Annotated in this window: 12 protein-coding genes and 1 pseudogene; 6 read left to right on the top strand and 7 right to left on the bottom strand. The window is 60.7% G+C overall.

Annotated features, from left to right (window positions below):
• Positions 1-29 precede the first annotated feature (29 nt).
• The 4 genes from QZ648_RS23425 to QZ648_RS23410 form a co-directional block, all read right to left on the bottom strand.
• Positions 30-2,231 (bottom strand): ATP-dependent RecD-like DNA helicase, encoded by a 2,202-nt coding sequence (locus QZ648_RS23425; RefSeq protein WP_291998433.1) that lies wholly within the window; start codon positions 2,229-2,231, stop codon positions 30-32.
• 114 nt (positions 2,232-2,345) lie between these two features.
• A complete protein-coding gene (locus tag QZ648_RS23420; protein ID WP_169065081.1) occupies positions 2,346-3,224 on the bottom strand; it encodes an HDOD domain-containing protein in 879 nt (292 codons plus the stop codon).
• Positions 3,225-3,269: 45 nt separating this feature from the next.
• On the bottom strand, positions 3,270-3,572 hold the full coding sequence (locus tag QZ648_RS23415) for a hypothetical protein (RefSeq protein ID WP_169065082.1): 303 nt from the start codon (positions 3,570-3,572) through the stop codon (positions 3,270-3,272).
• A gap of 203 nt (positions 3,573-3,775) precedes the next feature.
• On the bottom strand, positions 3,776-4,165 hold the full coding sequence (locus QZ648_RS23410) for a zinc ribbon domain-containing protein (protein ID WP_248595193.1): 390 nt from the start codon (positions 4,163-4,165) through the stop codon (positions 3,776-3,778).
• An 85-nt stretch (positions 4,166-4,250) separates the two neighbouring features.
• Here QZ648_RS23410 and QZ648_RS23405 point away from each other — a divergent pair, with 85 nt between their 5' ends.
• Positions 4,251-4,856: a plasmid pRiA4b ORF-3 family protein gene (locus QZ648_RS23405; protein ID WP_169065083.1), complete on the top strand. Its 606-nt coding sequence runs from the start codon at positions 4,251-4,253 to the stop codon at positions 4,854-4,856.
• Between the two features lie 158 nt (positions 4,857-5,014).
• Here the strand turns inward: QZ648_RS23405 and QZ648_RS23400 are convergent, their stop codons facing one another.
• Both QZ648_RS23400 and QZ648_RS23395 read right to left on the bottom strand, forming a co-directional pair.
• Positions 5,015-5,590 (bottom strand): DNA-3-methyladenine glycosylase I, encoded by a 576-nt coding sequence (locus tag QZ648_RS23400; protein ID WP_169065172.1) that lies wholly within the window; start codon positions 5,588-5,590, stop codon positions 5,015-5,017.
• Positions 5,591-5,799: 209 nt separating this feature from the next.
• Positions 5,800-6,402: a HipA domain-containing protein gene (locus tag QZ648_RS23395; protein WP_336511587.1), complete on the bottom strand. Its 603-nt coding sequence runs from the start codon at positions 6,400-6,402 to the stop codon at positions 5,800-5,802.
• A gap of 128 nt (positions 6,403-6,530) precedes the next feature.
• On the opposite strand from QZ648_RS23395, the gene QZ648_RS23390 reads away from it, so the two are divergent.
• Positions 6,531-6,803 carry a hypothetical protein gene (locus QZ648_RS23390; protein ID WP_248595201.1) on the top strand — a complete coding sequence of 91 codons (273 nt, stop codon included), beginning with the start codon at positions 6,531-6,533 and terminating at the stop codon, positions 6,801-6,803.
• Between the two features lie 46 nt (positions 6,804-6,849).
• On the opposite strand, the pseudogene QZ648_RS23385 reads toward QZ648_RS23390, so the two are convergent.
• Positions 6,850-7,095: pseudogene (locus tag QZ648_RS23385) on the bottom strand (response regulator); the annotation flags it as partial.
• Positions 7,096-7,324: 229 nt separating this feature from the next.
• Here QZ648_RS23385 and QZ648_RS23380 point away from each other — a divergent pair.
• The 4 genes from QZ648_RS23380 to QZ648_RS23365 are packed head-to-tail and all read left to right on the top strand — an operon-like array spanning position 7,325 to position 11,417.
• Positions 7,325-9,541 carry an ATP-binding protein gene (locus tag QZ648_RS23380; protein WP_291998432.1) on the top strand — a complete coding sequence of 739 codons (2,217 nt, stop codon included), beginning with the start codon at positions 7,325-7,327 and terminating at the stop codon, positions 9,539-9,541.
• Positions 9,534-10,094 (top strand): Pvc16 family protein, encoded by a 561-nt coding sequence (locus QZ648_RS23375; protein WP_169065085.1) that lies wholly within the window; start codon positions 9,534-9,536, stop codon positions 10,092-10,094. Before QZ648_RS23380 ends, QZ648_RS23375 begins: the two co-directional genes overlap by 8 nt.
• A 42-nt stretch (positions 10,095-10,136) precedes the next feature.
• A complete protein-coding gene (locus QZ648_RS23370) occupies positions 10,137-10,532 on the top strand; it encodes a hypothetical protein (RefSeq protein WP_291998431.1) in 396 nt (131 codons plus the stop codon).
• Between the two features lie 51 nt (positions 10,533-10,583).
• Positions 10,584-11,417 carry a hypothetical protein gene (locus QZ648_RS23365; protein ID WP_291998430.1) on the top strand — a complete coding sequence of 278 codons (834 nt, stop codon included), beginning with the start codon at positions 10,584-10,586 and terminating at the stop codon, positions 11,415-11,417.
• Positions 11,418-16,278: the final 4,861 nt, after the last annotated feature.

The following is a 16,278-nucleotide window of genomic DNA, read 5'->3' as shown; positions in this document are numbered from 1 at the left end:
GGCGAAGTGCCGGTGGTGAATGGCACTGATCACGATCGGCCGCACATCATCACGAGACGCTCCTTCAGTTTCGACCAGCGCTGTTGCACCTGCTTGCCCTTAACCGCCATGGCCAGCGCTCTTTTCTGCCCGACCAGCACGACCAGCGCCTTGCCGCGGGTGATACCGGTGTAGATCAGCTTGCGCTTGAGCATCATGTAGTGCTGGGTGGAGACGGGAATGACCACCACCGGGTACTCGGAACCCTGTGACTTGTGTATCGTCGTTGCGTAACAGAGGACCAGGTCGTCGAGTTCGCCAAACGGATAGTTGATCTCCCGGCCATCGAAAGCCACCGTGAGCTCCTTTTCGTCGGCATCGAGGGCTGTGATGAAACCGATATCGCCGTTGAAGACGTCGCGATCATAGTTGTTCTCGATCTGCATGACCTTGTCGCCGACGCTGAAGCGGTTGCCGAACTTGTCGATGCTGTCTTCGCCGGGCGGGTTGAGCACCGCCTGCCGGGCCTGGTTGATGCTACGGGCGCCGGTGATGCCCCGGTTCATCGGGCATAACACCTGGATGTCGCGTAGCGGATCAATCTTGAACCTGCCGGGCAGGCGAGTCTGTACCAGATCGACGACAGTCTGCGCGATGGCTTCCGGTTCCTCGGCGGCGACGAGGTAGAAATCCGAGGCTTCGCCTTTCGCGGGCAGGCTGGGAAAGACGCCCTGGTTGATCTGGTGGGCACTGCGAACGATGCGCGAGGCTGCTGCCTGGCGGAAGACTTCAGTGAGCCGGACGACCGGAACCGCGCCCGAGTCGATGACGTCGCCGAGGAACTGCCCCGGGCCGACCGCAGGCAGTTGATCGACGTCGCCCACCAGAATCAGCGTGCTGCTGGTGGCGACAGCGCTGAGTAACTGGTTTGCCAGCGGCACGTCGATCATCGAGCATTCGTCAGCCACCAGGAGATCGCATGCGAGGGGGTTGTCGGCGTTGCGTTTGAACTGGCCGTTGAGCGGATTGATCTCCAGCAAGCGATGGATGGTCTTCGCTTCCAGTCCGGTCGATTCGCCGAGACGCTTGGCGGCGCGTCCGGTGGGTGCGCAGAGCAGGGGCTTGACGCCCTTGGCGGCCATGATCGTCAGAATCGAATTCACCAGGGTGGTCTTGCCCACCCCGGGCCCGCCAGTGATGACCAGCAGTTTGCACGACAGAGCCAGACGGACTGCCTGCTTCTGGCTGTCGGCCAGTTGCATGGCCAGTTTCTGCTCCACCCAGGGAATCGCCTTGTCGCCCGCGAAGGTCGGCAGGGTCGTGACTTCGCTCTTGAGCCGCTGAATCTGAGCGGCTATCGACTGCTCGGCGTAGTACAGCGGTGCCAGAAACACACAGGCTTGTCCTTCGACGGTGTTGGGTAGCAGGGCCTTGTTGGCGATCTCCTGGGCAATGGCCGCCTCGATGATCGCTGCCGGGATGTCGAGCAACTTCACCGCCAGGGGCACCAGTTCGGCATACGGCAAGCCGCAGTGGCCGTGCCGCGAAGCTTCGCTGAGTGCATAGGAAATGCCGGCCTGGGCACGCAGTGGAGAATCCTTGGCGATGCCGACTTTCCGGGCAATCGTGTCGGCCGACAGGAAGCCGATACCGCGGATGTCCTGGGCCAGGCGGTAGGGATTTTCCTTGACGATGGCGATGGCTGCCTGGCCATAGGTCTTGAAGATGCGCACCGCACGCGAGGTCGATACCCCATGCGCGTGCAGGAAGACCATGATCGCGCGAATGACCTTCTGGTCGGCCCAGCCGGAGGTGATCTTTCTGGCGCGAATATCGCCAATGCCGGGAATTTCACGCAGGCGCTGTGGCGAGTGCTCGACGACATCGAACACCGCCGCGCCGAAGGCCGTCACCAGTTTTCCGGCATAGACCGGGCCAATGCCTTTGACCATGCCTGACGCGAGGTAGCGCTCGATGCCCGTCAGCGTCGTGGGCGGCGAGATCTTGACGAACAGCGCGCGAAACTGACGACCGTGCTCGCGGTCGGTGACCCAGTGCCCGGAAGCCGCTGCGTACTCGCCGGGTGAAACGACCGGCGTGTGGCCGATCAGGGTGATCAGCTCGCGCTCGCCCTTCACTTTCAGGCGCAGGACGCAGAAACCGTTCTGCTCGTTGTGAAAGGTGACGCGTTCAACCAGGCCGGCAAGGCGTTCGAGTTCGGAGGAGGGGGATATGGTGGCGTAGTCGGACATGGCGAATTGGCGGAGTGCAGGCCGTGCGCTGAGGCGACTACACGCTGTTCTCAGCCCATGGCTGGTCGCCGATGCTCCGAGTTTAGGCGATGGCCAGCGGTCGGGCCATGCCTGCTAGCCAAATATGGTCTGCATTTGCTGAGCGTCGCGGTCGATTTCCGGCAGGAGGTCGGCGAAGCGCTTGCGAAAGGCCTCTGCTTCGTCGGCATTCGGGTTGACGTCCTGAGCTAGCCATTCAAAATCCGTGCCGGCCAGGATGCTGCCAATATAAACGACGTCTGCGAGTGTCCGTATCGGGTCTGGTGCTGGTCGCAGCTGATCGTGATCGATTGTCGCGTCGACGATTTCCTCAGGCATGCCGAGGGCGCCGAGCAGCGAGACGCCGATGCTTTCATGCCATTGCATGATCAGGAACCTCATGCTGTCGGGGCGGGCGCACAGCTCCGGGTATTGAGCAGCGCGGTAGAGCATGTAGAAAGCCCCGAGGTCGTGGACCAGGCCGGCCAGCAGGGCTGCGTCCTGATTGATCCGCGTGTGGGCGCGGGCAAGAACGCGCGTTGCCGCCGCGCTTTTCAGCGAGTGCGTCCAGAGGGCGACGGTGAGGTCGTTGAAGATCGCGACATCCCTGGAGCGCACGAGCTGGCGCATGGCGATGGCCAGCGCCGTGGTGCGTACCAGATTGAGGCCCAGGCGGGTGATCGCTGCCTTGAGATCCTGCGCCGGCGCGCCACCCGCCTGATAGAGAGCGGAATTGGCCAGCTGCAGCAGTTTGGCGGCGATCAGGGGTTCCAGGCTGACGATGCTGCTGATGCGTGCAAGCGGCAGGTCGGGATTCTGCAGTTCCCGGCGCAGGCGCAAAGCGGCGTCGAAGCTGGTAGGAAAGACGACATCCCCTTTTCCCAGTTCGTCGGCGATGTCCTTGATCATCTGGAAGCGCTGCGCGCTTAGTGCTTGTCCATGCTTGTCGGCATTTGGGTCTTGCTTTGGATTCATGACGGGTGCGGGCCTTTCTTGTCTGGTGCAGCGTTGCGGACTCGGTCACCAGTCATTGAAGGTGCCGAAGGCGATCGATTGCAGGCGCCGACGGAAGCGTGTGCCGATCCGCGGGTCGGACGATAGTTCCAGAATTCGCGCTTGCGCGATGTTGTCGGGAAAGTGCTCAAGGGTGTCAATGATCCGGCGCAGGTAGCCGCGTGTGGCGTTCGAGCCTTTGACGCGAAGCAGTTCCGATGCGAGCGCATCGACCGTTGCCGCCGTGGGAAACGCGGTGAGCGCTTCTGCGATTGCCGTCAGGCGCGCGTAGTTGTCGGAATTCTGCCTGAGCAGACCGAGCAGAAACACGCCCGCTTCGACCCGCCCCCCATGACACAGCGAATTGAGCAGCTTGCAGCCGTCCCTGAACAGGTCTTCGTTCGCCGAGAGCGATTGCTGGAAAATGCTGCCAATCGGGACACGTGAGAGGTCCAGGCTGTCCTCGTTCAGCCACGACGGCAGGCCGGTGGTAAATTGGGGATTCCTGGGAAAGGGAAGGAGCGAACGGCGGCTTATTGAAAAGCGCAGGCACCCGGACCATCCGGGTGGCCGCAACTGCCACAGGAGCTGGGCATGGCATGGGCACGCGATGCCGAGTTGCCTGGCGCGGCAAAAGCCGACAGCTTCTTGCGCAACTCGCTGCTGTGGCAGTCCGGGCACTCCGGCGCAGGTGATGACTGACGGACCAGCTTCTCGAACTCCTTGCCGCAGGCGGAGCACGCGTATTCGTAGATGGGCATGATGTCGATACTCCCGATGATTTCGCGATGATGCCTGAAAATCGGCTTGTCCGCAGAAAGCGTGCTCAAGCAGCAGTAATTCGCAGTCAGTTGAAGCCAGCCATCACCGTAATCCTCACCGGGCGTTCGCGGTGCCATGGCGACCAACGCCAGGGCGGTCATCAAGATTTCCTGCATTTTTCGTGGAGTGAATGGAGGCAGGGGCAAAGCTTCCGTAGAATGGGAAAAAAATGATCAGGGAAGCGCCGTGGCCACTACTCGCAAGAATTCATCCTCGACCTTGTTCACATTGAATGTCGAACTCGTCGATACGACGCCTCTCATCTGGCGCCAGATCGTGATCAACGGAGACGCGAGCTTCGCCATGCTGCACCACGTCATTCAGGCCGCGATGGGCTGGCAGGATGTCCATTTGCACGAGTTCCGGGTCGGCAACATGAGAATCGGTGTTCCGGATGCGGAGTACGATGAGCCCGACCAGCCGGTTGCCGTCGAAAAGCGCATCCGACTCGACCGTCGCCTGGCGATGGGCAGCAGCTTCACTTACCTCTACGACTTTGGCGACAGCTGGGAACATCGCATCAGCGTCGAGCAGGTTCGCGCCCGCGATGATCGCTACAACGACGGACCCGTCGCCGGGGTCGAGGCGGGCGAGCGCGCATGTCCGCCCGAGGATGCCGGTGGCGTTGGCCGCTACCAGGAGTTCGTGGAGAGCTTCGAGAGCGATCCTTACGGAGAAGAGACCGAACAGATGCGCACCTGGGCGGGGCTGGACTTCGATCCCGCACGCTTCGATCGGCCCGCAGCGAACGCGGCGATCAGCCGCATGCTCTCTAACGGCTGGATCAAGTAAGCTGACGTTGGCGTTGGCGGCCGCGCCGCAGCGACGGATGACGAGAGGCGGTCGGTAAGCTATTGCTCGCCGTCGGACCGGGCGCACCAGTCGATGCGGCGCTCGGGACAGAGGGCGCCGGCGAGCGCGGTGACCTATGCCCGTCGCGGCGGCTGGAACTACCTGCGGAAGCTGGCTTGGACTTCGCCATGACGCGGGCACGTCGTTAGATGGTCGTTGACCATGCCCGTCGACTGCATGAACGCGTAGCAAATCGTTGCGCCGACGAACTTGAACCCGGCTCGACCCAAGGCCTTGCTCATGGCCTCCGAGCGTGTGCTCTTGGCGGGTACCTCGGCCATTGTCGTCCATTGATTCTGAATCGGGGTGTCATCAACGAAATGCCATAGAAAATTGCTGAACGACTGTCCGTCGCCGGTGAGTAGAAGGTAGGCTTTGGCGTTCTGGATGGTTGCGGCTACCTTGGCGCGATTTCGAACGATCCCCGCATCGGCCAACAATGCGGCAACTTTTCGGTCGTCATACTCGGCTATCCGCGCCGGATCAAAACCATCGAAGGCACGGCGATAGTTTTCTCGTTTTTTGAGGATCGTCGCCCAGGACAAACCGGCCTGCGCTCCTTCCAGGATCAGCAGTTCAAACAGGGATCGATCATCGTAGAGCGGCACGCCCCATTCCGAATCATGGTAGTCACGGTAAAGGTCGAAACCTTCGCACCACGGACAAGCTTGCATCGCGATCAACTCGGCGCCCAAAGGCTCAGTGTACTGCCAAGAGGGCGGGGAGTGCCCGTGGCTGCTTCCTGGCCTGCCAGGGCGATTCATACCTCAGCCACCTGCCTGGGGTTGCTTCTTGCGACAGACTCAAGCCAGCCGTTCGATCTTGAGGCTGGCCGTCTCGATGTGCTGCTCCAGCGCGGTGATGCAGGGTCCAAATCGGTTACTTAACCCACGACCCCGGCGAGGAACGCGCGCGCCAGTGCTTCTGCCCGTCGCCAGGTTTCGTTGGCCACACTGGCGTGAATGCTTGCTTCGGAGAGGGTGTCAGGAAGCCGGCCACCACTTCGGGGTGCGAAAGTCATGGGCGTCATGTCGTAGGCTGGCGCAATGTCATACGGCCGACCATCGTCGGAGACGAATGACAAGTTCCCGTTGTGCATATCGGAGTTGCCGATGAGGGTGCCAAAGGCCCACAGGAGATCTGCCCCGTCGGCTGCTTGCGGACGAATTAGGCCGTCAACGGCAAGGTGGCGCGCTATGGCAGGCCAGCCACCTGTTCCTGCCCCGACGAATTCGGCATTCAGCACGGCCAAAGAGATCAGCGCACGCCGGCCCAGCTTGCCGGTGCGATCAAAACGTTCGACCTCGAGGAAGCGCTGAGCGCCGTGGTCCAATATCTGCGTCTTGGCAGCAGGAACGCCAGCTTCGCGCAGCGTGTTCAGCGCGAGGTGTTCGGCCATCAGCAGATCACGCCAGCGCTCGCTTACGGGCCCTTCCTCGATCTCGCTGAACTTCACGATAAGGTGCCGAGGGCCATCTGGCGTCATGGCTCTGGTGGTGAACTTCGGCTGTTCGCCCCCGCTGACGATCCAGGTAGCTCACCGCGCGCGGCCTCTAGTCCGAACGCAACGCCTTCGTGAAGGGTGCCAAACGTGCCAGCGCACAGGCGGGACTGGTGGCCCTGCAGAACTGGGTCAAACGCCACAAGCTCAGCATGTTCGTCACGCTCACTCTGGAGGAGGCGGTCATTGTCTGCGCCATCGACGAAGAGGCCAAAGCCCAAGATAGCTTGCTCGACGGCTGCTACCTCCTGGAAACCAACGTCCCGGTCGACTTGATGGATGCGAAGACCGTGGATGAGCGCTATCGCGATCTGCAAAAAGTCGAACGTAACTTCCGCACCGTGAAAACCGCGGCTTGTATCGGCGTCGCTCGGCCGGTAGATTAACGTAGTTCCGTGTGCGGTGAATACGGTTACCGGTCTCGAGGTCGCGCGTCTCGGCCTGGACGGTGGGAAAGATCACCGGGATGTCGGTGCTGGCGGGGTTGCTGTGCAACTGCTCATGGACGCTGTAAGCATCCAAGCCGGGCATCATCCCGTCGAGCAACATCAGGTCCGGTCGTGGCTCGACAGTCGCAGCACGCAATGCGCGCTCTCCGGAATTTTCGGCGCGTACCTGATAGTCCGCCTGGTCTTTGATTATCTGCGGATGACCAGAAACTCGGTCGGAAACGCCCAAGCGTGGGGCGGTGCGGAGAACAAATTTAGCGTGAGGTTGGCGGTTGACGGCCGTGCATTCGGGCGTATATATTGCTGTTCTCGGGAGGGTGTTTCTGGCCTCTCGCCACCGCTGCAAGCAGCCTCAGAAATATCTTCTTCCTCTCGTTCGGCTTACATGAACACACCACCATTAGTGGCATGTGAGCAGAGTCCAGGAATTCGCATCTTTACTTTTCGAGCGTGTAGACATGTCACCAGATTGCTATCCGCAGGCTGGTCGTGGCTATTCCAATAGCTGGGCGCATGTTGACGATGAGCTTGGTCGGCTCGACTTGCGCATCCGCATTGCCGTGCTCCGGCGCCAAGGCGAGGAGCGTGCGCATTCGTCGTATAGCGAACTACAGTCGGGAACTGTCCCAGATTCGGTAGCGTATTTTCCGGCGCAAGGCAGCGACGCCGTCATGGAGAAAGCACTGCTTGACGCGCTCGTCGCGCGCGGTCGGGACATCGAACAGAAGCGTCGCGCGAGTCAGGCTGCGGGAACTCACTTGGCCCTGCCACGTTTGGCAGACATCTTTCGGCTCAGCACATTCGAGGAGCAGTGCCTGCTGACATGTTTTGCCATCGAGATCGACGCAAGATACGAAAAGCACTACGCTTTCCTGCAGAATGACGTGGCTCGGAAGCACCCAAGCGCGGCGCTGCTTCTGGATTTGCTTTGTCCCAACCAGGGCGAAAGACAGGCTGCCCGCAGGGCATTTTCCGTTCAATCACCGTTATTCGAGTACAGGCTTCTCCAGGTGGCCGACGCGAGGGGCGACGCCGTGTCGCCGTCTCTCTCGCGTGCGCTCTACATCGATCAAAGAATCGCCAATTATCTTCTTGGCATCACGTCGATCGACGATCGGCTTTTGCCTGTCGCCAGGCTGATCACCAACGACCCACGGCTGGCCTCGCTACCCGTGTCCTTGGCGAAACTAGCCGACAGGATGAAGGCGTTCGTCCGCCATCACCTGGCCTCCAGCGAAGCGCCGAAGGGCCTCGCGTTTCATCTTTACGGCGCGGACGTAGCCGCGCAGCGCGCCGCCGTCGAAAGCATTTGCCGCGATCTTGCGCTTTTGGTGGTGTTCGTCGATATCGAGAAAGCGATGGCGGCGGGGCCGACTTCAAGCGAACTGCCCTGGCTGATCGGACGCGAGGCTGTTCTGCTGCCGGCGGCCATCTGCATTGAAAGCACAGACTCTTGGCTTGATGATGCCAAGAGCTTCGCGCAGCGCGAAGCGTGGTTCACCGCCATCCGTGGCTTCTCGCAACTCACGTTCTTGTTGGGAAGATCCTTATGGTCTCCCGGCAAGCTGAGTGAGGGACTGATCTATATCGAGATCGCTTTCCCGACACCCGCTGTTGAAGTCCGCAGATCTCTTTGGGAAGACCACCTCGCGGCGCGCCAAGTCCATGCCACCATAGACCCTGGCGTACTGGCGAGCCGCTTTAGATTCAACGCCGAGCAAATACGAAATGCTCTCGATGCGGCCGAAACGATTGCCTACTGGCGTGACCCCGCGCGACAAACCGTCACCGCGGAGGATATCTCCGAGGCCTGTCGTGCGCAGGTCTCGCTGAAGGTCTCAGGCCTAGCCGTGAAGACCGCGCCGGTGCACAAATGGGACAATCTGGTCCTGCCGCCAGATCACCTGCGGCTGCTGCGGGAGCTGTGCAATCAGGCCCGGCACAGGCACATCGTCTACGGTGACTGGGGATTCGAGCGCCGGCTGTCCCTCGGCAAAGGCCTGAACGCCCTCTTCACAGGGCCTCCCGGTACCGGCAAGACAATGGCAGCCGAAGTCATCGGCGCCGAGCTCCAAGTTGATATGTACAAGATAGATCTGTCGCAGGCGGTGAGCAAATATATTGGCGAAACGGAGAAAAACCTGGACCAGATGTTCCGGGAAGCCGAGTCGGGCAACGCCATCTTGTTTTTCGACGAGGCAGACGCGCTTTTCGGCAAACGTTCGGAAGTCAAGGATGCCCATGACCGGTATGCCAATATCGAAACCGGCTACCTCCTGCAGAGGATGGAGCAGCATGAGGGCATCGTGATCCTGGCGACCAATCTTCGCAATAATCTCGATGAAGCTTTCTGTCGCCGCATGCACTTCGTCGTTGAGTTTCCGTTTCCGGACGAGGAGCACCGAACCAGGCTATGGGAGGGGCTTTTCCCTGCCGACGTGCCCAGGGATGAGGAGATCGACTTCCGGTTCCTGGCGAAGCAGTTTAAGGTGCCGGGCGGGAACATCAGGAACATCGGACTATGTGCGGCGTTCCTTGCAGCCGCGGAAGGCACGGGTCTGACGATGCCGCATCTCATTATGGCCACCAGGCGCGAGTACAAGAAGCTGGGCTGGCCGTGCACCGCGAACGACTTCGGTGCCTACCACCACCTGATCAAGGCTCTCGATGGCTGAACAAATCGGAACAATCATCTCCTCGGCAGGCAAAACGATGATCGATCTGCTCAAGAGTCAGGCCGGGTTCGCTGACGGCGACATCGTCATGAAGTCGCCGGTGGACGCCGCCACGTCGGCCAAGGTTGCCCTGTTCCTGTTCCAGGTCCAGCAGAATTCGTACCTGAGGAATGCGGAACAGCAAGAGGTTGGCGTGGACGGCCTGCGTCCGCCGCCGCTACCACTGGATCTTTTCTACCTGGTCACCGCATTGTCCCAGGATCCCGATACCGCCCTGGGCCACCTGGAGTCCGTGATGCGCGTGTTCTACGACCATCCAGTACTGAAACCGCCGTTGCTGCCGCCAACCATGGTCGATGCCGGCAACGAGGCCGTGCGGATCACGCCCCATCCGTTCTCGTTGGAGGACATGAACCGGCTATGGGCGATGTTCCCCAACAAGGCCTTCAGCCTGTCGGTGACCTACGTGGTATCGCCGGTACAGGTGCCGTCATCGAGGATCGCGCCCATCAGCCGTGTCGTGGAAAAAACTATCAGGGTTGGATCACGGTGAAAGTAACGAACAATCGCGCCACCGACGAAGAAAATTCACGGTGTGACCATCGCGACGTACGGCTGGGGTAAATCACCAACACATATCGCGCCAACTCAAGGAAGGATGTTCATCATGCCAGTCATCAAGAACAGGCTGTTTCAACCGACCGGCGCCCTGCTCCGCGACGGCAGGATGCTTCATTTCCAGCCACGAGAGGAGTGCGGTGTCTCGGCAACCGACCTCGATTCCCCACATGTCCAGAGTCTGATTGAGAGCGGGCAGTGGGCGTTGCGGGAGCGCGATGGGCAGGGAAGTGCGGCGGCCTCACCCGAGCCGACGGTCGAGTCGACGCTTCCCGCGCCATCGGAATCCGAACCTGCACAGGCGCCGGAATCGCCCCGCCCGAAGCGGCGGGCCGCTCAGCCCGGCGCTCGACACGAGGAGGAAACGGAATAAAGCCTGTCGTCGCATTGCAGTAACACCTAACCCGGGAAAAGGAGAGTTGCCATGCCAGAGTATCTTTCGCCAGGAGTCTATGTTGAGGAAGTTTCATCGGGAATCAAGCCGGTCGAAGGGGTGGGAACCTCGACCGGAGCATTCGTCGGCATCGCCCAGCGCGGACCAATCGGTAAGCCCCGGTTGATCACCAACTGGACACAATTTACCGCCACCTTCGGCGGCTTCGTTGAGAATGGGTATTTGGCTTATGCGGTCTACCAGTTCTTCAGCGAGGGCGGTACGCGTTGTTATGTGATCCGTGCGGCCAAGGGGAGCGCGACGACGCTCAAGAAGGCCGAGACCGCGGCTATGGGCAGCTTGGTCGTGCGCGCCAACTCGGAGGGCATCTGGGGCAACGCGTTGAGCGCCGTGGTGGCCGACGAGACCACGTTGCCGGGAGGTAGTGTGCGTATCGATTACTTCCAGCTGAGCATTGTTTATGATGGTGCCGTCGTCGAGGCCTTCGATAACGTCACGCTGGATGAAGCAAGGCCAGATCATGTTCTCAAGCGCGTGGACTCGAAGTGGGTGGAAATGGTCGACAACGGCGCTACCCGGCCACCCAACGGCACCACCCCTCTGGCCGGGGGCCTGGATGGCGACACGCTGCTGAGCTCCGATGGGCTGGCGCCACCGGCTTCATCAACTCCTTCGATCCGGTGGACGACATCAACATCGTCGCCATTCCGGATGCCCTCGGCAATGCCACCGTCACGCAGAACGCCTATACCTATTGCTATAACCGCAAAGATTGTTTCTTTGTCGCGGACACACCCCAGAACCTGGATGCGCAAGGGGCCGCCGCCTTCAGGATGGTACCACCGAAAACCTCAATTCCTGTAAGCAGCAATCTCATACCGGACTCAATTTCCCGATCCGCCCCCGTTAACGGCAACCAAGAGCAAGGTCACAACCCGCAGGGCGCACGGCCGGCATTCTCTCCCACCACCGACGTTGGCGCGGCGGGCGCCAACAAGGAAACGGACGGAACGAGGTGGGGTACTGAAACGGCCATCGGGCTCTCGAGCGGGTGATCAGCAAGGGTGAGCACCCGCACCCTCAACGATCGGAGGTGAACGTCATGGTTCTTTCCTGGCGCCGGTAGCGTCGTTGGGGCGCCCGAACATGGTCTGCGGACTCGGAATGGAAGTACGTCAAACGTGAGCACGACTGTCTGTTCCCGAAGAAGAAACGTCGACGAGGGCACCCAGGAGGGGTATCGAGACGAATACACCGAGGCTGGTGGGGTAGGGTCAACGCCCCCCTTGTTTTCAATACACGGCATTATTGACCAAAGGTTGGCGGACGGGGACCACTCGGCAACCAGCGACAGACGGAGGCCGTCTCGTGATAAGTGGACGCCGAAAAAATGCACCCGAGGTGGTTGGACCGCCGGGCGTATGATCATCGAGGTGGGGTGGGCGCCGTTCAAGTGACGGCCGGTTCGATCAATCATCCGCATCAGCCAGCAATGACTTCGTGGCAAAGCCGGGTTAATGGCGAGGAGGAAACTTCAACATGGCACGCAAAGAGGCCTTCCCTATCGTACTTCCGCTTTAGCGTAGAAAATCGACGGCAGTAAACCAGGCGACGTTGCGATGCCGTGATTACGGACTCGACCACGGCGCCACGAGAGATTACCGCGACAGGCTACAGAACCGGTTGCATAACCCGCAAGACTTCGGCTGTCCGAAGACCATACGGCAACGCCACTTCAAAATGGGTTGACATGCCAGGGAACTCCCTACAAACTGGCGGAAGCAGGTCAGCGACAAAAGGCGCGCAGGACAATCGAAAAGACCCTGCTCGTGGTGCTGATCGACGAGGGCCAGGCGACAGACAAGGCGCGCGCTGGACTAATACTGGAGGCCTGCAACAAGACGCTTCCAGTGACCGTCCGACAAGGGTGCCGAGGTGCGATCGGAGAGTTGGATATGGTTGTGAGGGAAGTCGTTCGGGTTCAGTAATTAATCAAGGCGCCTCTTTTGGCGCGACAAATAAGGCCACCGGTCCCTGCCGGTGGATTATGACTGCATCGTGACCGGCAAGGAAGCGCCGGTATGGCACTGCAGAAGAGTATGAATTCATCCCTTACAACAGGGTTATCGTGAACCGGATGGTACTGAATCAATGAGGCGTGATGCGGCTGGCCGACAGCCGGCGACCGAGAGCTTCTGCAATGAAGGAGCGCGGGGCAGCAGAATCCCGCGTAAGCGAGTCATCCGTCTGTCGAGGTGCATCAATCGGTGGTGAGAAGTCAAGATGGTCAATACCTGGTGTCATCGAGGGCCTGTGCGGAGGACCTCAGTTTACATACAGGGAATCTACCGGCGCATCAACGGAGCGGGGTCGAATACCCTAACAACGGGGGCCCCAAGGCGACCATCAGTTCGCGTAGAGGTCGGCGCTGGAAGCCGGGGGAATAAACCGGCTACCCTTCACTCGGGACACTATCGATGGGAGGTAGCCCTCTGGCTAGAACCTGCACTGGTCGTATGCGGCGAAATTCGAATTTAGAGAATGGGCACCGCCCACGGGTTGTAATGACGCAGTTCTAGGAAATCAAACAAGAAGTTCACGGAGAAGTCGAGCGGCAGGCTAATCATGACCGTTTTCAGGCATCAAGCCACCCGATGACCATCGACGGAAGTGCCTTGGTGCGCGCCGGGAGCGACCACTATGTGAGCCGTATAACTTCCTGGTCGAGATCGAGAGCGCATTCACGCCGGCGGATTCAAGCGAGTGTCGGTCTGGACATGAGTACCGAGGGTCGCGTCGATTCGCGAAGGCGGTGATAAACATACGTTCACAGGTTCCCAGTGGACCACCGAGGCGCCTGGTGCTGAGAAAGGGACCAGACGTAACGATCGCTCTGGGAATTGGTATGCAGATGTGGGCCGGCAAGGTCGAGAGCAAAACGGCGCACTATGCTCGACTCCAAGGGTATTCTGCGAGTCGACTGGATGTTCCAGGCTTCCCGTCAAGTGTCCGGACCAGACTTCTACAACGTTGGCATCTGGGGTGCCGTCGAGACTGACTGGCGCACACGGGACCAAGTACAGCGCTAAACCAGGCACGCCGGCGTTGTGTGCGTTCTCCGGCGTCGTCGGTTCGGTGGTTCTAGAATGAACGACTACTCTGCGAAGAGGGGCATAAACGGGAAAAGCAACATGACACCAGATGACCATCGGGATCGATCGAAACGCAGCCAATAGGCAACCCTGTACAGGTCAAAAGGCGACAGGCACCGGCAGTAGCCACGCGACGTTTGCCGAACGTGTTTTCGCACAGATTTCGTTTGCGCCGGTTATACGGCACGCGGACACGTATGCGTGCTGGAGCTGCAACACCTGGCCACGCCGGTAGATGCAGAACGGGCGAAGAAAGGGCCAACCGCTTTGGACGGCGTAAACGAGGCGCCGGCGCGACAGGCGTCGGCTGGCGAACCAGACTCGATTCGAAGGTTGGTGAGGCCAACGCACGCTCGGCCGACGTGGACGACGGGTGTCATGTATACAGGCCCTTTGTTTATGGGACGTTGCTGTCTGCAAACGCAATCCGCTTGATTGTCGCCACGGCGCCGATTGCCAGCCGGCAGCGATTGACCGTTGTGGAACATGCGCGCTGTGGCGTCCCCCACATGAGATGACCTCAAAGCCACCGCAACGGCATGCACGCCTGGAGCGGATCGCGCGAAGGATCCCTGCCGTCCCTGACGATACTGCAACAACCCTCGCTGACAGGGATGGTGGTTCTGCCGACCGAAAAACAGCGCTGGCTGAGTTCCCGCGCGATCCTTCGTCTGTCACAGACACGGCCTTCAGAATCAACTACTCGACGAGCGCATCCTGGCGTCATCCACAGCCACCGCGCAGAGCTGCCACCCAGTATCACGACTCCGCCGCTGGTCGCGCGCCGACGCTAGCGGTACCGTAGTCCAGCCGTAGCGCGCGCCGTCGTACGAGGCCTCGCGTCCTGCGTCTGGCATGCTTCGGCAGGTCGATGGCGGGCGAATCAGCGGATCGTGCAACGCAAATTGCTCGCCCGGCCCAGCTTGGTACGCCGGTCACCGCGGCCATGGCGGATCGTGCGGGGGCCCGTCATTCGGCGTGGACCTCGTGAGTAGACGTGAGGTAGTCGCAGCAGCGCCGGAGCACAACTAGCATGCAGCGCGGCGATTCCACCGCGACGCCAAGCAGCGAATGGCACGCGGCAGTGACCTCCACGCTGCCGCTGACGATATCTGCGGAATGGCGACACGCTTGCAGGCTGAGATGACCGTTGTTGACCATGCGCGCTGGGAGCCGAACCCTGACCCCCCCCCCCCCCCGAGACCGTTCAAGGCCACCGCAAAACCCGGCCATTGCACTGCCTGGCGCGGATCGCGCGAAGGGCCTGGCCGATAATGCAACACACACGCTCGCTGACACGGGATGGTGTTCGCGCACCCGACCACCAGCGCGGGCATGAGTCCGTCGCTGATCCTCGTCACGTCACCCGCCTAAGGACTCCGATCCACATGCCAGAGCGCATCATGGCGTCAGCCACAGGCCCACCGCGCATTGACGGTGCACCCATATGCACGATTCATGCCGCTGGTTCGCGCGCCGACGCTAGAGGTTAACCCGTAGTCCCGTAGCGGCGGCTCCGTAGTAACGCGGCCTCGGTCCCTGCTTCGGGCATGCTTCGGCCAGTTTTTCTGTCGATGCGGGCGATCAGCGGCTCGTGCAAAGCAAAAATGCCGCATGCCAGGCTTGGACGACAGGTCACCGCGGCTATGGCGGGATCGTTCGGTGGCCCGTCATTCGGGTGAGGTCATCTGCAGCAAGCGCCGGAGCAAAACGATCAGCAGCGTCGGCGATCACGCGACGCCAAGCAGCGATGGCAAGCGGACAGTGACCTTCCACGCTGCCGCTGACGATATTGCGGCTGGCCCGCCAGCGCCTTGCCGGATGTCGGACACTCCAGAGCGATTGGCAGCACGGCTCGGGCGTTGATCATGCCCAGCCAGATTCCGTGACCGTCGTAGTGGCCGGGCTTGAGCGGCCGTTCATGGACCAGGTGATGTACTGCAAGCGCCGGATAGGACGACTGTGGTCGAATGTGCCGACGGCGGCGCAGCCAGCAGCCGGAACGCGCCCGATGGCCACCGAGCTTAACCTGCGGACCTCGTTTGCGGAAAGAGAACCCGATTCCGACGCTTGTGGCCGCGACATTGGGCGCAGCACAACAAATCCGACAGCACGGCCACGCACCAGGATCTGAGCAGTAGCCACGGGGGCCGGTATCGTCCGATGTCGATCGTTTTTTAGTTCTCGCCGACGGTTTTCAGCATAATCGAGGGCGGCGGCTGGTGGTGGATGTGGGTACGGTGACGGAGAGGTATCCGATCATGATCCCGGGCAGTCACAAAAGCGCAAGTGCTGCCGCTCAACGCGAACGGGCAACGCCGATAGCTGTGCCGGAATTAGGGCAGTTCAACCCGGCGACTACTCGAAAACGGAACATCACCTGGAACGAAAAAAAAGTCGGGCAAAGCCTGCAGTGGAGCGAAGACTAAGGAGGCGATCTCGTGATTCACGTGCACTACGACAGCTAGAGGCACGTACGATGTTGCGAAAGACAAAACACTTCAAGGAACGGCTTGACCCGGGACAAATCGAAAAACGGGCAGGCCGTGGGTTGCCTGTTCCAGTGGGGGGGA

The sequence above is a fragment of the Candidatus Accumulibacter sp. ACC012 genome (assembly GCF_907163155.1).
Taxonomy (GTDB): Bacteria; Pseudomonadota; Gammaproteobacteria; order Burkholderiales; family Rhodocyclaceae; genus Accumulibacter; species Accumulibacter delftensis.
This window is presented reverse-complemented; position numbering and strand designations above follow the sequence as displayed.